The organism is Streptomyces sp. HPF1205, assembly GCF_020400825.1.
Taxonomy (GTDB): domain Bacteria; phylum Actinomycetota; class Actinomycetes; order Streptomycetales; family Streptomycetaceae; genus Actinacidiphila.
The window spans coordinates 51,387-68,274 of sequence record NZ_JAINVH010000033.1 but is presented as its reverse complement, the minus strand read 5'-3'; the positions used below and the strand labels follow the sequence as shown (position 1 = coordinate 68,274).

General features: G+C 75.3%; 13 protein-coding genes. 4 read left to right on the top strand and 9 right to left on the bottom strand.

The features are described from left to right. Positions 1-51 precede the first annotated feature (51 nt). The 3 genes from K7G61_RS28835 to K7G61_RS28825 all read right to left on the bottom strand — a co-directional run bounded on the left by K7G61_RS28835 (position 52) and on the right by K7G61_RS28825 (position 6,813). Positions 52-2,871, bottom strand: coding sequence for an AAA family ATPase (locus tag K7G61_RS28835; RefSeq protein ID WP_225849952.1), 2,820 nt, complete (start codon positions 2,869-2,871; stop codon positions 52-54). A gap of 277 nt (positions 2,872-3,148) precedes the next feature. Further along, positions 3,149-5,914: a LuxR family transcriptional regulator gene (locus K7G61_RS28830; protein ID WP_225849951.1), complete on the bottom strand. Its 2,766-nt coding sequence runs from the start codon at positions 5,912-5,914 to the stop codon at positions 3,149-3,151. A 281-nt stretch (positions 5,915-6,195) separates the two neighbouring features. Further along, positions 6,196-6,813 (bottom strand): VOC family protein, encoded by a 618-nt coding sequence (locus tag K7G61_RS28825; protein ID WP_308190727.1) that lies wholly within the window; start codon positions 6,811-6,813, stop codon positions 6,196-6,198. Positions 6,814-7,394: 581 nt separating this feature from the next. Between K7G61_RS28825 and K7G61_RS28820 the strand changes: the two genes are divergently transcribed. Both K7G61_RS28820 and K7G61_RS28815 read left to right on the top strand, forming a co-directional pair. Beyond that, complete coding sequence (locus tag K7G61_RS28820; protein WP_225849950.1) at positions 7,395-7,829, top strand: hypothetical protein; 435 nt, start codon at positions 7,395-7,397, stop codon at positions 7,827-7,829. 155 nt (positions 7,830-7,984) lie between these two features. Continuing rightward, positions 7,985-9,343: an NAD(P)/FAD-dependent oxidoreductase gene (locus tag K7G61_RS28815; RefSeq protein ID WP_225849949.1), complete on the top strand. Its 1,359-nt coding sequence runs from the start codon at positions 7,985-7,987 to the stop codon at positions 9,341-9,343. Positions 9,344-9,401: 58 nt separating this feature from the next. Here K7G61_RS28815 and K7G61_RS28810 read toward each other — a convergent pair whose 3' ends face one another. Further along, entirely contained in the window at positions 9,402-10,322 is a 921-nt protein-coding gene (locus K7G61_RS28810; RefSeq protein WP_225849948.1) for a helix-turn-helix transcriptional regulator, read from the bottom strand. A 241-nt stretch (positions 10,323-10,563) separates the two neighbouring features. Between K7G61_RS28810 and K7G61_RS28805 the strand changes: the two genes are divergently transcribed. Next, entirely contained in the window at positions 10,564-11,538 is a 975-nt protein-coding gene (locus K7G61_RS28805) for an aldo/keto reductase (protein ID WP_225849947.1), read from the top strand. Between the two features lie 61 nt (positions 11,539-11,599). On the opposite strand, the gene K7G61_RS28800 is transcribed toward K7G61_RS28805, so the two are convergent. From K7G61_RS28800 to K7G61_RS28785, 5 genes are all read right to left on the bottom strand, one after another. Beyond that, a complete protein-coding gene (locus K7G61_RS28800) occupies positions 11,600-12,253 on the bottom strand; it encodes a DsbA family protein (protein ID WP_225849946.1) in 654 nt (217 codons plus the stop codon). Positions 12,254-12,338: 85 nt separating this feature from the next. Further along, positions 12,339-13,271, bottom strand: coding sequence for an oxidoreductase (locus K7G61_RS28795; RefSeq protein ID WP_263984980.1), 933 nt, complete (start codon positions 13,269-13,271; stop codon positions 12,339-12,341). A 17-nt stretch (positions 13,272-13,288) separates the two neighbouring features. Continuing rightward, positions 13,289-13,420 carry a hypothetical protein gene (locus K7G61_RS36645; protein WP_263984979.1) on the bottom strand — a complete coding sequence of 44 codons (132 nt, stop codon included), beginning with the start codon at positions 13,418-13,420 and terminating at the stop codon, positions 13,289-13,291. A 7-nt stretch (positions 13,421-13,427) separates the two neighbouring features. After that, on the bottom strand, positions 13,428-14,315 hold the full coding sequence (locus tag K7G61_RS28790; RefSeq protein ID WP_225849945.1) for an MBL fold metallo-hydrolase: 888 nt from the start codon (positions 14,313-14,315) through the stop codon (positions 13,428-13,430). Positions 14,316-14,508: 193 nt separating this feature from the next. Continuing rightward, complete coding sequence (locus K7G61_RS28785) at positions 14,509-15,537, bottom strand: helix-turn-helix domain-containing protein (protein WP_225849944.1); 1,029 nt, start codon at positions 15,535-15,537, stop codon at positions 14,509-14,511. Positions 15,538-16,302: 765 nt separating this feature from the next. On the opposite strand from K7G61_RS28785, the gene K7G61_RS28780 reads away from it, so the two are divergent. Then, on the top strand, positions 16,303-16,737 hold the full coding sequence (locus K7G61_RS28780) for a hypothetical protein (protein ID WP_225849943.1): 435 nt from the start codon (positions 16,303-16,305) through the stop codon (positions 16,735-16,737). The last annotated feature ends 151 nt before the right edge of the window (positions 16,738-16,888 follow it).

The window sequence follows — 16,888 nt, the reverse complement described above, 5'->3', positions numbered from 1 at the left end:
CCGCGGCCGGTCTCGCCGCGGCCGGTCCCGCCGGGGTCGGTCCCGCCGGGGTCAGTTCCCGGTCGCGCACCGGGCCGCGTGCGGCGGCAGCGCGGTGAGCGCTTCGCCGAGGGTGACCCGGGAGGACACACCGAGCTTGGGGTAGATCCGGTACAGGTGGGCCGCCACCGTCCGGTGGGAGAGGAAGAGTTTCTCGCCGATCTGCCTGTTGGTCAGGCCCGAGGCGGCCAGGACGGCGATCCGGTGTTCCTGCGCGGTGAGCGGGTCGGCCCGCGGGCCGCGGCCCGCCCACGCCGTGGTGCGGCCGGTCGCCCGCAGCCCTTCGGCGGCCCGCGCGGCCCAGGGGCCGGCCCCGAGGTGGCGGAAGGTGTCGAGGGCCGCGTCCAGGTGCACCCTGGACTCCTTCACCGCGCGTGCGCGGCGCAGGTGCTCGCTGTAGGCCAGGCGTATGCGGGCGAGGTCGAAGGGCCAGCGTTCGGCGTCCGGAACGGCGAGGGCCTCCTCGAAGAGCGGGCCCGCCCGGTCGTCGCCGGCAGCCATGGCGGCCGCGCCGGCGGTGACCAGTGCCAGGCGGGGGGAGATGCCGGGCAGGCCCGTCTCCCGCATCGCCGCCGCGTGGGCCCGCGCCTCGGCCGTACGTCCGGTGCGGACGGCGGCTTCCACGAGGTCCATGGCCGCCCACAGCGCCACCTGGGCATGGGGGGCCAGCACCCCGGGCGGACTGATCGCCGACGCGCCGGCGTACGCCTCCTCGTAGTCGCCGCGGCCCAGGGCGGACAGTGCCGAGGCGTACCGGGCGAGGTGCTCGACGGCGCGGGCGCCGCGGGGCGCCGCCCACGCGGTGGTGTCCCGGACCAGTCTCCGCGCCGTGCGGTCCTCGCCCCGCGCACCGGCCAGCAGGGCCCCGGCCATGCGGAACTGATGGGTCATCAGCTCGTACCCGTGGGACTCGGCCAGCGCCGTCCCCTCGTCGGTCAGGCGGGCGCACTCGTCCCACTGGCCGGTGAGGAAGTCGTCCAGGCACAGCACCGTCAGCGCGATGAGCGCGGAGGCGACCGCTCCCCCGTCGCGGCCGTCGCCGACGACGCGCCACAGAGCGGCGCGGCACCCGGTCGCGCGGTCCACGACCAGTGCCGTCACCCCGATCCGCTCGATCCAGGTCGGGTCGGGCTCGTGGTGCAGGTCGTGGATCTCCGCGTCGAGCCGGCCGAGGGCGTCGGGGCGGGCGCGGGCCGGGTCGGCGTACACGTCGACGAGCAGCTTCACGCGGGGCGGCAGCGGCACGTCCAGGTGACCGACGGCCGTGCGGAAGCCGTCCCAGAGTTCCGGCCGGCCGGCGCAGACGCACGTCCTGTGCAGGGTGCGTACGGCGTCCAGGATCGCGCGGTCGCCGCCGCCGGAGCGGCCGGCCCGGCCGGCGCCGGTGGTCAGCGCGCGGACGAGCAGCCGGTGCGCCGCGTTGACGTCGCCGTCGCGGTTCAGCAGCACGTGCGAGGCCGCGACGGCGGCCGGCAGCGATCCCCGCAGGTCCGGGTCGGCGCGGCGGGCCTCCACGAGCAGCCGCGCCGACGCGCGCAGTTCACCGGCGACCTCCGTGCCCACGCACGCGGCTTCGGCCAGGCGCCTGCTGCGGTCGGCCGGTCCGGGGCTGAGGTCGGCGGCCCGTACGAGGGCGTTGAACGAACCGGCGGCGTCACCGCGCCTGCGGATCCGCAGGGCGGACCGCTCCAGGAGCGCCGCCACCTCCTCGTCGGGATCGGGTGCCGCCTCGGCCAGGTGCCAGGCGCGGCGATCGGGCTCGGCGGCCAGCGCCCGCGCCAGGACGCGGTGCGCCGCGGCACGCTGCCCGCTGGTCGCGCCCGACACGACGGTCGCGCGGACCAGCGGGTGCCGGAAGACCAGGCGCCCGAGTCCGCGGTTCTCGATCCGCACCACCTGCGCCAGCTCCGCCGGGGCGAGAACGGCGAGGACGTCCTCGCCGGGGGCGCACGCCTGCAGCACCGGCAGGTCGCCGCCGCCTTCCAGCGCGGCCAGGAGCAGCAGCCGCCGGGTGCGCTCGGGCAGCCGCGCCACCTGTGAGGCGTACAGGTCCTGCAGGCGGCGGCTGAGCGGCAGCACGTCGGCGCGGGTGCCCGCGCCCGCCTGCCGCGAGACGGCGATCGAGCCCGGCAGCTCCAGCAGGGCCAGGGGATTGCCCTGGGCCTGCGCCAGGACCCGCTGCGTGTCCCGCGCGGCCAGCATCGGGAAGCGGGTGCCGACCAGCTGGGCCGCCGCCTTCCCGTCCAGCGGGCGGACGGCGAGCCGGGGCAGGTTCGCCGAGTCGACCACCGTCTCGTATCCGGACGGCGAGCCGCCTAGGAAGCCCACGCGGCTGCCGCCGAGCCTGCGCGCGGCGAACATCAGCACCTCCGCGCTGGCCCGGTCGACCCATTGCAGGTCGTCCACGATCAGCAGCACGGGACGGGTGAGCGCGGCCCGGCGCAGCAGGGCGAGGGCCGCGCCGTAGACCGTCAGGCGGTCCGGCACCGTGCCCTCGGTGATGCCCAGGGCCACCAGCAGCGCGTCGCGGTGGGGCGGGCCGAGCGCGTCGATCTCCCGGCGCAGCGGCTCGAAGACACGGGCCAGGCCGGCGAAGCTCAGATCCGTCAGGTACTCGACGCCGCCGAAGCGCAGTACGAGCGCACCCGCCCGCGCCGCGGCCTCGGCCGCGACCTCCAGGAGGGCGGACTTGCCCACGCCGGGCTCCCCCGACACCACCATGGCCCCGCCGCCGTCGGCCACCTCGCCGACGAACGACCGGAGCAGCCGTACCTCCTCGTCGCGCCCGACCAGTCCCTCGGCCGTACTGCGCGAGACCGGGCCCAGGTCCACCGTGTCCTCCTCTCCCCGCTCCGGATGAGACGAACGCGCGCCCACGGCCGCGCGACCCTCGTCCGCGGCGCTCCGGCTCACGTCCGACCGTCCCGTGTTCCACAGTGGCAGCCGGGCACCCTGGGCGAACCGGTTGAACCCCCTGGCCCCGTACTGGGCACGTGGTACGAGTCGCCCGGCCGGTACGCGGGCGGAGCCGTATCGGCCCAGGTCGCCGGGCCCGCCCGGGGGTACGGGCCGACCCGGGGGCACGGGCTAGTGGACGGTGGGCCGGGGGTCAGTGACCGGCGGCGGAGCGCAGCTCGTCGGGGAGGGCGTCGCGCAGTTTGCGGCGCGAGCCGACCCCGAGCTTGGCGAAGATCTTGCGCAGGTGCCATTCGACGGTGCGCGGGCTGAGGAACAGCTCGGCGGCGATCTCGGGATTCGTCCGCCCGCCGGCCGCGAGCCGGGCGATCTGGGCCTCCTGCGCGGTCAGCTTCTCGGCCGTCCCCCTTCGGTGCGCGGTCACCGCCTGGCCGGCCGCGAGCAGTTCGCGCCGGGCGCGCTCGGCGAACGCCTCGGCGCCCATCGCCGAAAACGCCGCGTAGGCGGTGCGCAGCCATTCGCGTGCCTCGGTCCTGCGGCGCTGCCGGCGCAGCCATTCGCCGTACAGGAGCTTGGCGCGGGCGAGTTCCATCGGCAGCCGGGTCCGGCCCAGGTGGTCGATCGCCGTGCGGAAGTGGAGGTCCGCGTCGTCGTCGGCCAGCAGCGCGCGGGAACGGGCCTCGACACCGAGCGCCCAGTCGGTACCGCTCGGGCGCGTGGTGCGGGCGAGGCGCTCGAAGGCGTCGGCGCCCGCCTCGTACTGCTCGCACCGGACGGCGGCCTCGACGAGCTGCGCCAGCGACCAGGTGGCGAAGGCGAGTTCCTGACCGTGGGCGGCGGCCTGCTGGGCGGACTTCATGGCGTCGTCGTAGCGGCCGAGGCCGTTGTAGAGCACGGCCTGGGCGTGCAGCACGATGGCCAGGCCGAGGCCCTCGCCGCGCTTGACGGCGCCCTCGGCAGCGGCCTCGATGAGCGGGGCGGCCTCCGCCTCGCTGCCCCGCCAGGCCGCCAGCGCGGCGGCCCCGTACGCCGGCAGCCGGCTGCCGGTGGACTCGGTCACCGCGTCGGCCTCCTCCACCAGCGTCGCGGCCAGCGTGAGCTCACCGGCGAACAGGTGCAGCCCGATGCGGGCGCTGAGCGCGATGGGCAGGATCGCGAGCGCCCCCGCCTTCCGGGCGAGGTCGACGTGACGCTCGGACAGCACCTTCCAGCTGTCGTCGTCCCACAGGTCGTGCGCCGCGTGGGTGGCGAGCCAGAGCCGGCGGATCGCGTCGGCCGGCGCCATGTCGCCGTCGCGGAAGGCGGCCACCGCGCGTTTCAGCCGCGCCGCCCCGGCCTGGTAGCCGTCGGCGAACACCGCCGTCAGGCCGTCGAGCAGCAGATCGGGCGGCTCCGCGCCGGACCTGGGCGAGCGGGCCGCGGCCGCCGCGATCTGCGTCACGCCGACGTCACGTCCGAGGCGGCCGACGAACAGGGCCGCGGCGAAGGCGTCCAGGTAGGTGTCACGCGCGACGGCCGGCCGGAGCCCCTCCATCCGCCGCGCGGCCGACAGCAGCAGCGGCGGCGCGTCCTGGCCGTTGGGCGAGCCGAACGCGAGCTGCCCGCGGAGCAGGTCCACGGTCGCCTCCTGCAGCTCGTCGAGCGGCCCGGTCCGCGCCACCGCGAGCAGCGCCATGGCGTCCCCCGACGCGCCCGCCTGGAGCTTGGCCTGGGCGGCGGCCAGCGCCCGGGCCACCTGGCGCGGCCGCTCGGGGGTGACGGCGACCGCGTGTTCGAGGAAGGCGGCGGCCGCGGCCAGCCCGCCGCGGGCCTGGGCGCGTCCGGCCGACCGTTCGAGTTCGGCCGCCACGCTCTCGTCGGGCTCCGTCGCCGCCTGGGCGCGGTGCCACGCGCGCCGGTCCGGGTCCAGCCTCGCGTCGGTCGCCGACGCGAGGGCCCGGTGCGCGCGCCGCCGCCGATCGGGCGAGGCGTGCCGGTACGCCGCCGAGCGCACGAGCGGATGCCGGAACCGGACGCGCAGGCCGAACTCGATCAGGCCCGCCGCTTCGGCCGGAGCGGCCATGTCGACGTCGATCCCCTGGTCCGCCGCGGCCCGCCACAGCAGCCGGGGGTCGCCGGTCGGCTCGGCGGCCGCGGTGACCAGCAGCTGCTGTGACTGCTCGGGCAGCTGCCGCAGTTGCGCCACGAAGATCTGCTCCATCCGGTGTACGGGCCGCATGGTGTCGAGCAGGGCGAATCCCCCGGCGGCCTCGGCCGGGTTCCACGCGGCGGCCATCGCCAGCAGCGCGAGGGGATTGCCCTGACTCTCGGCGATGATCTGGTCCAGCACCACCTTGTCCAGCGGGCTGTGCAGCGACGCCGTCACCAGGGCGCGGGCGTCGGACTCGCCGAGGCCGCCGACCGTGAGTTCGGGGAGCCCGTGCAGATCCTCCGCGCCCTCGCCCGGGCGGGTGGCGAAGACGAACGCGATCGGCTCGGCGAGCAGCCGCCGGGCGATGAAGACGAGGGTGAGCGCCGAGGCCTGGTCGAGCCATTGCATGTCGTCGATCAGGCAGAGCAGGGGCCGCTCCTCGGCGGTCTCCGCCAGCAGGCTCAGCGTCGCGAGGCCGACGAGGAAGCGGCTGGGCGGTTCCCCGGCGTTCAGGCCGAACGCCGTCGCCAGGGCCTCGCGCTGCGGTGCGGGCAGCCGGTCCAGGCGGCCGAGCAGCGGGGCGCACAGCTGGTGCAGTCCCGCGAACACCAGTTCCATCTCGGACTCGACGCCCGCGCCGCGCAGGATCTGGAAGTCTTTCGCGCGTTCGGCGAGATCGTCGAGCAGGACGGTCTTGCCCACCCCTGCCTCGCCGGTCACGGCCAGGACCTGGCTCCGCCCGGCCCGCGCGCCCGACAGCAGCCGGTCGAGGGCCTGGCGTTCGGCGCGTCTTCCCCGCAGTCTCGGCCCCGCAGCGTCCAGTGCCATCCCCACCACCCGACCGGCCGGAGAACCCGGCTCGACACCGCACCGCACCGGCACGCGACCAGGACCCCTACGAGGGGCTTTCTGCGGCGATGCTACACCCGGACCGGCCGCGTACATGGCGGAAAAAGCACCCTGTGCGGGCCCCCGCGGCCACGGCGGCGGCCGGGCGATCGCCGCCGCGCAAGGGGCGCGGCGGCCGGGCGAGGGTGAGGGCCGGCCGGGGGCGCCGGGTGCAGGTGGCGGGGGCCGGTGGTGGGGGCCGGTGGTGGGGGCCGGGACGGCTACGAGGGCAGCTCGGTGCCGGCCTGCTCGGCGACCATGTACCGCGCGTACCAATCCGGCCACTGCGGATCCTCCGCGCCGACGCGTGCCTCGTGCTCGCCGTGCGCGGCCGCGGCGCGGCCCAGCGCGGCCGCCAGGTCCTCGGCCGAGGCGTAGGACGTGGTCGTGCCGTCCAGCCGTCCCGGCAGCCGGGTGGTGATCTCCTGCAGGATCCAGCCGTTGCCGTCCGGGTCGCTGAACGACAGGAACGAGCCGTAGCTGTTGCGCCGCGGATCCGGCCCCGGCACCCGCCCGTCGGTCCCGGCGTGGTGGAAGACGCCGCCGGCGTCGTGGAACACCCCGCTCGGCCCGGCGCCGAGGCGTTCCAGTTCCTCGTGCGCGGCCTCGATGTCGGTGACGACCAACTGCAGGCCCTGCGCGGAGCCCGGCTCCTGGGTGGTGACCGAGGTGCCGAAGATGACCGACGCCGGCGATCCCGGCGGCGTCACCTGCACCACCCGGAAGTCCTCGCCGGTGGCGACGTCCGCGTCGAGCCGCCAGCCCAGCCCCGTGTAGAAGTCCTTGGCGCGGTCCACGTCCGACACCGGCACCACGACGACTTCGAGCTTCATGTCCATGGCTTCTCCATCACGTCTCTCACTCCTGCCGTCCGGGGCCCGCGGGTCTGCACCCGGGCCGCGCGACCGCCTTCCGGACCACCTTCACGCGCGGGGCGGCGCGCTCGCCCCCGTGGGACACCCCGGTCCCACTGGCTCGTGCCACGTGTCACCGGGCCCGGATCCCCCCGTGTGCCGACCGGGGTGAAGCACTGGTGCGACCGCCGTGCCCGGCGCGGAGGGTGAGGGACGAACCTCCCGCTCCACCGCACCCGTCACGCGCCTTTCCCCGGCGCCGTTCACCAGAAGGAGTCCGCGATGGGCACGAGAGAGACCACCGGCCCGGCCGGTCACGACCGCCGCCGGTTCCTGGGCCTCGCGGCCGGCGCCACCGCCGCCGCGCGGTTCGCGCTGCCCGGCGGTGCGCGCGCCGGGGCCCTGCCGCTGCCGATGACGCACGGCCGGCCCGGTTCGACCGTCGAGCTGCTGGAAGGTCATCGACCCGCTGACGAACCCGACCGCGCACGCTGTCGGCCCGCGAGAAGACCGCCTACGACCGGCTGCTGCACTTCTACCACGACGGCTTCGGCTACGCGGCGATGATGAACCAGAGCCCGCAGACGATCGGATACGCGCTGGCCGACTCGCCGGTCGCGATGGCGGCGTACCATTACGACAAGTTCGCCGAGTGGAGCGACAGCGGCGGCGAGCCCGAGAAAGTCTTCACCTACGACGAGATGCCGAACGCGATCTCGCTGTATTGGCTGACCGACACCGGCGCCTCGTCCTCCCGGTCGTACTGGGAAGGCGCCCAGGCCGGCGGCGGTCCGTTCGACGCCGTCGCCATCCCGACCGTCCCGGTCGCGGTCACCGTGTTCCCCGCCGGGATCTACCGGGCGCCGCTGAGCTGGGCCGAGCGGACCTTCGGCAACCTCGTCCACTGGAACGAGGTGGACAGGGGCGGCCACTTCGCCGCCTGGGAGCAGCCGCGGCTGCCGGCCCAGGAGGTCCGCGCCGCCTTCGCGTCCCTGCGGTAGCGAACGACGACAGCCCCCACACCCCCCGACGCGCGGTCACGCGAGGTGAGAAGGCCTCGGCGAGCACCGTGGCGAGCCGGTCGTCCGGCTCCGTGCGGCGGATCCGGTCCGCCGCACGGAGCCGGACGGGACAGGCCCTCACAGAAAGGCCCGACATGGCGCACACGCCGCACACCAGGACCGACTTCGACGTCATCGTCATCGGAGCCGGTTCCCCCGGTGAACACACCGCGGGAGAGATCGCAGAACGCGGCTTCCGGGTCGCCGTCGTGGAACGCGAACTGGCCGGCGGGGAGTGCTCCTACTGGGCCTGCATCCCGTCCAAGACGCTCCTGCGCGCCGGTGAGGCCCCGCACTCCGCCCGCGCCGCCCTGGCCCACGCCACCGTCGACGTCGACGCGGCGCTCGCCTGGCGCGACTTCATGGTCTCGGACTACTCCGACGCCGGGCAGGAGGCCTGGCTGAAGAGCGCCGGCATCCGCCTGATCCGCGGCACCGCCCGCGTCACGGCGCCCGGCGTGGTCGAGGTCGGCGGCGCCTCGTACACCACCGAGCACATCGTCGTCGCCACCGGCTCCGTGCCGGTCGTCCCGCCCGTGCCGGGACTGCGCGAGCTGGACGGCCTGTGGACCAACCGCGAGGCCACCGGGCTCAAGGCCGTCCCGCGGCGCCTGGTCGTACTCGGCGGCGGCCCCGTCGGCGTGGAGATGGCGCAGGCCGTACGCCGGTTCGGCGCCGAGGTCGTCCTCGTCGCCGGCGCCGACCGGGTGCTGCCGCGTGAGCCCCGTGCGCTCGGCACGGCCCTCGGCGAGTGCCTGCGCCGCGACGGGATCGAGGTCGTCCTGGGCACCCGGCCCACCGCCGCCCGCCGGGACGGCGAGGACTACGTGCTCGATCTCGACGACGGCACCCAGGCGCGCGGCGACAAGCTGCTCGTCGCCACCGGCCGCCGCCCCAACGTCCACGGGCTCGGCCTGGAGAACGCCGGCGTGACGGTCACCGAGCACGGCATCGCGGTGGACGCGCACCTGCGCGCGGGCGACGGCGTCTGGGCGGTGGGCGACGCGACCGGCATCTCGATGTTCACCCACGTCGGGAAGTACCAGGGCGACGTCCTCGCCGCCCACCTGGCCGGCCTCCCGGCCGAGGCCCATTACGAGGCGGTCCCGCGGGTGGTCTTCACCGATCCGCAAGCCGCGTCCGTCGGTCTCGCCGAGGACGCGTTCACGGCCTCGGTGCCGCTGAACGAAGTCGCGAAGCTCGCCACGTACGCCCGCGACTACGCCGACTCGAACGGGTTCCTCACCCTCGTCTCCGACGGGCAGCGGATCACCGGCGCCCACGCGCTCGGGCCCGAGGCCGGCGAGTGGCTGCAGCAGGCCACCCTCGCCATCCGCGCCCGGGTCGGGATCGACGTGCTCAGCGACACCATCCAGCCGTTCCCCACCTTCTCCGAGCTGTTCGTGACCGCGCTCAAGCGGCTGCGCGCGGCCATCGCGGATGCCCGGACATGAGGGGGCCGGGAGGTCGGGGGCCAGGAGGTCGGGGGCCAGGGCCGGGGGAAGCCGCTCGTCAGCGCTCCCGGGGCGCCCGGTGCTCCGGTAGCGCCCCGGTGGCGGCACGGCCCGCGGGCCCGGTGCCCTCCTGGGTGCCGAGCATCTCCAGCAGCAGCATGGTGTCGTGGTCGGGGCTTCCGGGCTCGGCGTAGTAGGCGACGAGGCGCTGGCCGGCGGTGCTTTCGAGCCGCATCGACTGGTAGCCGAGCGTCATGTCGCCGACCTGGGGGTGGTGGAAGCGCTTGGTGCCGGGGCGGTGGGCGCGGACGTCGTAGCGCTCCCACAGGCGGGCGAAGTCGGGGCTTTTCAGGAGCAGTTCGCCGACGAGCCGGGCCAGGTCGGGAGCGTCCGGCTCGGTGCCCGCCAGGGCCCGCAGGCGCGCCACGCAGCCGCGGATCTGGCCTTCCCAGTCGGGGAACAGGTCGCGGGCGGCGGGGTGCAGGAAGTAGTAGCGGGCGAGGTTGCGCTGTGCGGCCGGCCAGCTCTCGATGCCCGCGTACAGGTGCAGGCCGCCGGGGTTGGCGGCGAGGACGTCCAGGGTGCGGCTGAGGACGTAGGCGGGGCCCGGCCGCAGGTTCTCCAGCAGCAACCGCACCCCCGGCCGTACCGTGCGGCTGGGCGCGGTGGGCGGCTCGGGGGCGGTACGGGCGGCCCGGGCGGCGAGCCGCCGCAGGTGCTCGTGCTCGTCGCCCTCCAGGCGCAGGGCGCGGGCCAGGGAGTCGACGACGGCGGGGCTCGGGCGGGTCTCCTTGCCGCGCTCCAGCCTGGTGTAGTAGTCGATGCTGACCCCGGCCAGGGTCGCCAGCTCCTCGCGGCGCAGGCCCGGGGTGCGCCGCAGCCCGGGTCCCGCGGGCAGGCCGACCTCGCCGGGCGTGAGCTGCGTGCGCCGGGCGCGCAGGAACCCCGCCAGGTCGTTGCTGTGCTGCTCAGGACTCACCTTGTCAGTGTGCCAGCCCGCTGACCTGCGTGGAGAGGTCGTGGGGGGCCGTATCCCTCCCCGGAACGCCGCTCCCCCGCACCGCTCGCCCTGCCACCGGCCGCCCGGGCGGGCGACCGTGGCAGGGCAGCGCGGGAGCGGCGCACGAGCACCGCGGGCAGCACGCAGGCAGCACCGCGGACAGCCTCAAGCAGCACCGCGAGAGCACCCTCATCCGATCCGAGACGAAAGCGGACACGACATGCGCCACACCACCCTGGGGACCCGCGGGCCGGAGGTCGGCATCATCGGCCTTGGCGCGATGGGCATGAGCTTCGCGTACGACATGGCCACCCCGCGCGACGAAGCCACCTCGATCTCCGTCATCCACCAGGCCCTCGACCTGGGCATGACCCTGATCGACACGGCCGACGTCTACGGCCCCTTCACCAACGAGGAACTGGTCGGCCGGGCGCTGGCCGGGCGGCGCGACCGCGCGGTGATCGCCACCAAGGTCGGCATGGTCGCCATCGACCCCACCGGCGGGCCGGGCGGTTCCCCGCTGGTGCGGCCCAACGGCCGGCCCGAGCACGTCCGCGAGGCGATCGACGCCAGCCTGCGCCGCCTGGGCACCGACCATGTCGACCTCTACCAGCTGCACCGCGTCGACCCCGAGGTCCCGATCGAGGAGACCTGGGGCGCCCTGGCCGAGGCGGTCACGGCCGGCAAGGCCCTCCACCTGGGCCTGTCGGAGGTGAGCGTCGAGCAGATCCGGCGCGCCCAGGCCGTGCACCCGGTCACCACCGTGCAGTCGGAGTTCTCGCTGTGGACCCGCGACGTCCAGGCGGAGGTCCTGCCGTACCTGCGGGAACAGGGCATCGGCCTGCTGCCGTACTCCCCGCTGGGCCGTGGCTTCCTGCTCGGCCGCTTCACCTCGTTCGACGAACTGCCGCGCGACGACCAGCGGCGGCGCCTGCCGCGTTTCCAGCAGGACAACCTGCGGGCCAACCTCGGCATCGCGGCCAGGGTCCGCGAGGTCGCCGACCGGATCGGCGTCACCCCGGCGCAGGTCGCCCTGGCCTGGCTCCTCGCGCAGGGCCCGCACGTGGTCCCGATCCCCGGCACCAAGACCCCGAAGTACCTCGCCGACAACGCGGGCGCCGCCGACGTCCGCCTGTCCGCGGCGGACCTCGCCGAACTCGACGGCATCCCGGCCCCGGTCGGCGCCCGGTACTGAGCCCCCGCGGTACGCCAAGGTCGGCCACCGGGCCGGTGACCGGGCCGGTGACCGGGCCGGCTCAGCCGAAGTCGGGCCCGCTGGTGCGGGTGCGCTTGATCTCGTAGAAGCCCGGCGTGGAGGCGACGGCGAGCACGCCGTCCCAGAGCCGGGCGGCGTCCTCGCCCTTGGGCGCGGGGGTCACGACGGGGCCGAAGAAGGCGATCGGGTCGCCGCCGGCATCGGGACCGGGCACGGCGATGATCGGGCTGCCGACGTCCTGGCCGACCAGGGTGATCCCGCGCCGGTGCGAGGCCCGCAGCTGCTCGTCGTAAGCGTCGCTGTCGCCGGCGTCGGCCAGCTCGACCGGCAGCCCCGTCTCCCGCAGGGCGGCTTCCAGCGTGGCCCGCGTCTTGGGCTCCTGCCGCAGGTGGTAGCGGGTGCCGAGGGCGGTGTAGAGCGGTTCGAGCCACTGCGGCCCGTGGAGGAGCTCGACCGCCGTCAGGACGCGTACGGGGGCCCACGCCTGCCCCATCAGCACACGGATGCGGTCGGGCAGCTCGTCCAGCCGGTCCTCGTTCAGTACGGACAGGCTCATGACGTGCCAGGACACCGAGACGGGCCGGGTCGTGGCGACGTCCAGCATCCACCGGGACGTCAGCCACGTCCACGGGCACACCGGGTCGAACCAGAAGTCGACGGGGACGGGGGTACGCGGTGCGGCCGGCGTATGCACGGGGTGACTCCAATCGCCGCTGGTGCGCGGCTCGTTGCGGGTGGGCGCCGTTCGGCGCGGGGAACGGACGGGCGCGGCCCGTCCGTCAGTCGGTGGCGGGTGTCCCGTCCGCGGCGGTGACGTCGTCCATGGGGTCGGCAGGGTCGGCAGGGTCGGCGGCGTCGTCGTCGACGGTGAAGTCGGTGGAGTCGGTGAAGTCGGTGGAGGCCGACAGGTCGGACCATGCGGCCAGGTCGTCGGCCAGCCGCCGCTGTCCCTGCTCGACCAGGCGCACGGCGTCGCTGCCGAGTACGAGGTGGACCGGGGGCTTGTCGCTGTCGAGCACCCGCATCAGGGCCTTGGCCGCGCGCGCCGGGTCACCGGCCTGCTTGCCGTCCTTCGCCTGCCGGGCGGCCCGGAGCGGGCCGAACACGTCGTCGTAGTCCGGCACCGTGCGCGGAGCGCGGACCATCGAGCGACCGGCCCAGTCCGTACGGAAGGAGCCGAGCGCCAGCGAGGTCACGTGGATGCCGAACCCGGCGACTTCCTGCGCCAGCGAGGCGGCGATGCCCTCCATCGCGAACTTGCTCGCGCCGTAGAACGCCACGCCGGGCAGTGCCGTCAGCCCCGCCATGGAGGAGAGCGTGACGATGTGGCCCCGGCGGCGGCGCCGCATGTACGGCAGAACGGCCTTGACGACCGCGACGCTGCCGAACACGTTGACGTCGAACTGCCGCCGCAGATCGGCCATGCTCGACTCCTCCACGGTGCCCTCAAGGCCGTACCCGGCGTTGCTGATCAGCACGTCGACCGGGCCGACGGAGCGCTCGACGTCGTCGACCACCGCCACGACGGCGGCGTCGTCCGTCACGTCCAGCAGCCTGGCGAAGGCACGCCCGGGGGCGAGCGCCTCGAAGGCCCCGGCCCGCGCCGGATCGCGGACCGTGCCGACGACGACGTCCCCGCCGGCCAGTGCCTCCCGGGCGAAGGCGCGGCCCAGGCCGCTGCTGACGCCGGTGATGAGGAAGGTCCTGCTCATGATCTCGGTCTCCTGCTTCACTCGGTACTGGGTGTGGTGGCCCACGGTTCCCAGGTGCGTTCGTCCGGGTCGTCCGCGGGGACGAACCGCGCGCGGCCGGTGCTCCGTACCGCGAGGGCGATGTGCGCACCGCCGGCGGACATGCTCATGGCGTGCTCATACGGCGTGGTCCTCGGCGATGCCCGGCGGGTGGGCCGCGGAGGGGCGGCGGCCCGGCCGCCAGGGAAGGGGTACGACCCGGCGGGCACCAAGCCGCTCGGCCGCTTTTACGGCCGCTTGCGCGGCCGCTTCCTCGGCCGCCTTCATGGCCGCTTGCGCGGCCGCTTCCTCGGCCGCCTTCATGGCCGATTCCGCGTCCGCGTTCTCGGCCGCCTTCATGGCCGCTTCCGCGACCCCTCGCGTGGCTGCCCGGCTTCCGGTGGGCGCCGGGCCGCCGTCCCGCAGGGGGGCGTCGTCGACGGCGACCGGCAGCAGCGCCAGGTCGATCGGGCCGAACCGCCGCGCCACGGCGTCGAAGACCTCCGGCGAGGTGTTGCCGCCGCTGAGGTAGACCGTGCGCAGGTCCGTACCGCTCAGCACGAAACCGGTGGCAGGCCCCGCCTCGTCCTCGCGGGCGCCCCGGCCGCCAGCGGACCGGTGGTGGCCGACGGGAATCCCCGTGACCTCGGCCCGCCCGCCGTCCGGCCGCTCCAGCGTCAGGTGGTACCAGGCGGGCAGAGCCGTGGCGTTGCGGCCCAGCCGCATCGCGGCCTGCGCGGTCGTCAGCGTCAGCGGCACCGTCGCGAACAGGCGGCGCTCGTCGCAGTCGAGGCCGTCGGTGTGCCGCAGGTGCGACAGCAGGACGACGTGGATCACCCCGGGGCCGCCGGCCCCCGGGCGCCGGGCCGGGCCGGTCACGGCCGCGAGGGTGTCGGCGGTCGGGTCGGCCAGCAGCCGCAGCCCGGCCACGTCCAGCACGGCCGTCGGCCCGCCGGCGAACCGTACGGCCGCCGCGACCGGGCCGCCGCCCGGTGTCCCGGCCGTGAGGTGCTCCCCTTCTCGCATGCCTTCAGGCTGCTCCCGCCGCCCGGCAGGGGCCACGACCGGCTTCCTCGCTGCTGCGAGCCTCAGCCTCCCAAGCGCCCGCGGACGGCGGTACGGTGGGCGCCACCGCCGACGGTGACCTCGGGATCGACCCGCGGGCCGTCGGCGGCCGGGCGTTCACCCTGTGCCCTGCGGCCAACGGTCGCCCTGGGGGCTACCCCGCGAGGTCCTGGACGGGACCGCCCGGGCGGGGCCGGAAGGTACCGGGCGGGGCTGCCGCGTGGTGGCGGTAGTCACGGGGCGAGGTGCCGTAGGCGGCTTGGAAGGCGCGGGTGAACGTCGGATGGGCGGTGAAGCCCCAGCGGGCGGCGATCCGGTGCACCGGGACGTGCCGCAGGGCGGGGTCGGCCAGGTCGTGGCGGGCGCCTTCCAGGCGCTGCCGGCGGATCCACGCCGCGACCGTGGCACCGCGGGGACTGAACAGGCGGTGCAGGTGCCCGACGGAGATGTGGTGGGCGGCGGCGACGGCACCGGGGGTCAGGGAGGCGTCGGCGAGGTGCTGCTGGATGAAGGAGTCGATGCGCAGCAGCAGTGTGCTGTGACGCGTGTCGTCCGGCATGGCGGCTTGGGCGTCCATGTGGTGGGCGAGCAGCGCGGTCATCAGGTCGTGGGCGATGCCGCCGAGCCGGCCGAGGTCGGTCCGCCGGTAGGTCTCGCCCGGGCCGGTGACGTCGGTCAGGAGCTGGACGAGGAGGCCGCCGAAGCCCGAGCCGGTGCCGGCCGGAAGCGGCCGGGCGAGCACCCCGCGGATCCGGGCGAGTGGCAACCGCAGCAGGGCGCGAGGGGCGTGCGCGGACACCACCTGAGTCCTTCCGCGGGCCCCCGCGAACCGTATCTCGAAGGGCTGCGAGCTGTCGTACAGGGCGAGTTGCTGCCGCCCGACCGCGGTCTCGCGCCCCGACTGGGCCACCACCACATCGCCGTCGAGCGGCAGGATGACGGAGAGCAGCTCCGGGTCACCCCGCCGGATCAGCCGCTGGGTGCGCACCACCGCGGCCGGCGTCACCGCCAGTTCCATGACCCGCAGCGGCGCGAGGTCGACGTGCCGCACCGTCGCCTCGAAGTCCGCGCCCGCGGGCACCGCCAGCCGCATCGGCAGCGTGCCGCGGCCGAACAGTTCGTGCGCGGCCGCCAGCCGCTCCCCCGCCGGCAGGTCCCTGCTCCGAAACAGTTCCTGACGCACAGTCCTCCCTCACCCCGTGTACGGCCACGCGTTCCCACCGGGCGCCGGCGGCCGTACGAAGCCGTCGGCGGCGTACGGTCACGCGCCCGCCGACGGCCCGGACGCCGAACCCTGTGCCGCCGAACCCCGTGTCGCCGAACCCTGTGTCGCCGAGTCCCATGTCGCCGAGCCCCGGCCCCGCGCCTTCAGCCGCCGTGTCCGGCGCGCGGTGGCGATCCCGCGGCCTGCCCGGGCCGCCCGCCCAGCGACGCCCAGCGACGCCCAGCGACGCCCAGCGACGCCGGGCGTCGCCGGCACCGATGGACCGCTGCGCGTCGTCGGCCGCCCGGCACGTTCGATGCCGCCCCCCGCCTTTGACAGTTCTTGGTTCAAGTCTGCCGCAGATTTGGCCGTCGGACGGGGCGGATCCAGGCCGGATCGCGGACGACCCGGATTCCCGCAGCGATCGTCCGCGGGACGGGACTCGGGGGGCGCCCCCTCCGCGCCGTGCGGGGCTTGAGCACGGATCGTCAAATCACCGCGATCGCTGGTCAAGGACACCGCTCGCGGGGCGCTGCCACACTCACTTCGGACGCCGGGTCGTCGGCGTCACGGCGGCGGCCGGCGGGGACCGCGGCCCGGCGGAACGCGCCTGCCGGTCCCTACGCCGACGCGAACCCGTACGCCTCGACAGAGGAACCGCCGCCCGGCGGGTGTGCCACGGGGAGACGTTCCGCACCCGTTGGACCGGACCACTGTGCGCAGTTGACCGACAGGGAGAAGACCATGGCCAGACGAATGACAAGTGCGGCTCTGGGCGTGGCCGCGACCGCGCTCGCGCTGGGTGCCCTCTGCGCCGCACCCGCCACCGCGGCCGCCGCCACGGCCTACGACACGGTCGACCAGTACCTGGATCAGTTCCCCGGCTACGGGCATTCGCCCGGCTGCCACCACCGGAACATCTACCTCGCGGAGGGCACCTACAAGTGGTCCCAGGTACTGGGCGGGTACACGGGGCCGACCAGGACCATCTACCTCGCGAAGGGCACCTACTACTGGGAGGACTGCCTGGAGGTGCCTGCCGATCTGGCGTACGACCAGGACTCCTTGCTGTCGCTGCCGGGCCATCCCGATGCCTTGCTCCAGGACGACAGCGGCTTCCACCTGACGGGCTCGAGCGGCACCTACACGTGGGGATCCAAGCTCGACCCTCAGTTCTAGACCACGGCTCCGGCACGTCGCGGCACCCGTAACCGCGTACGTCACCGGGGGAACCGGGGGGGACGGCGGCGAAGGGCGTCCGGGAGGGGACGCCCTTCGCCGCTGCTCGCCGCCCAGTGGCCGGTGCTCACCTGCTGTCCGGCCGGTGCTC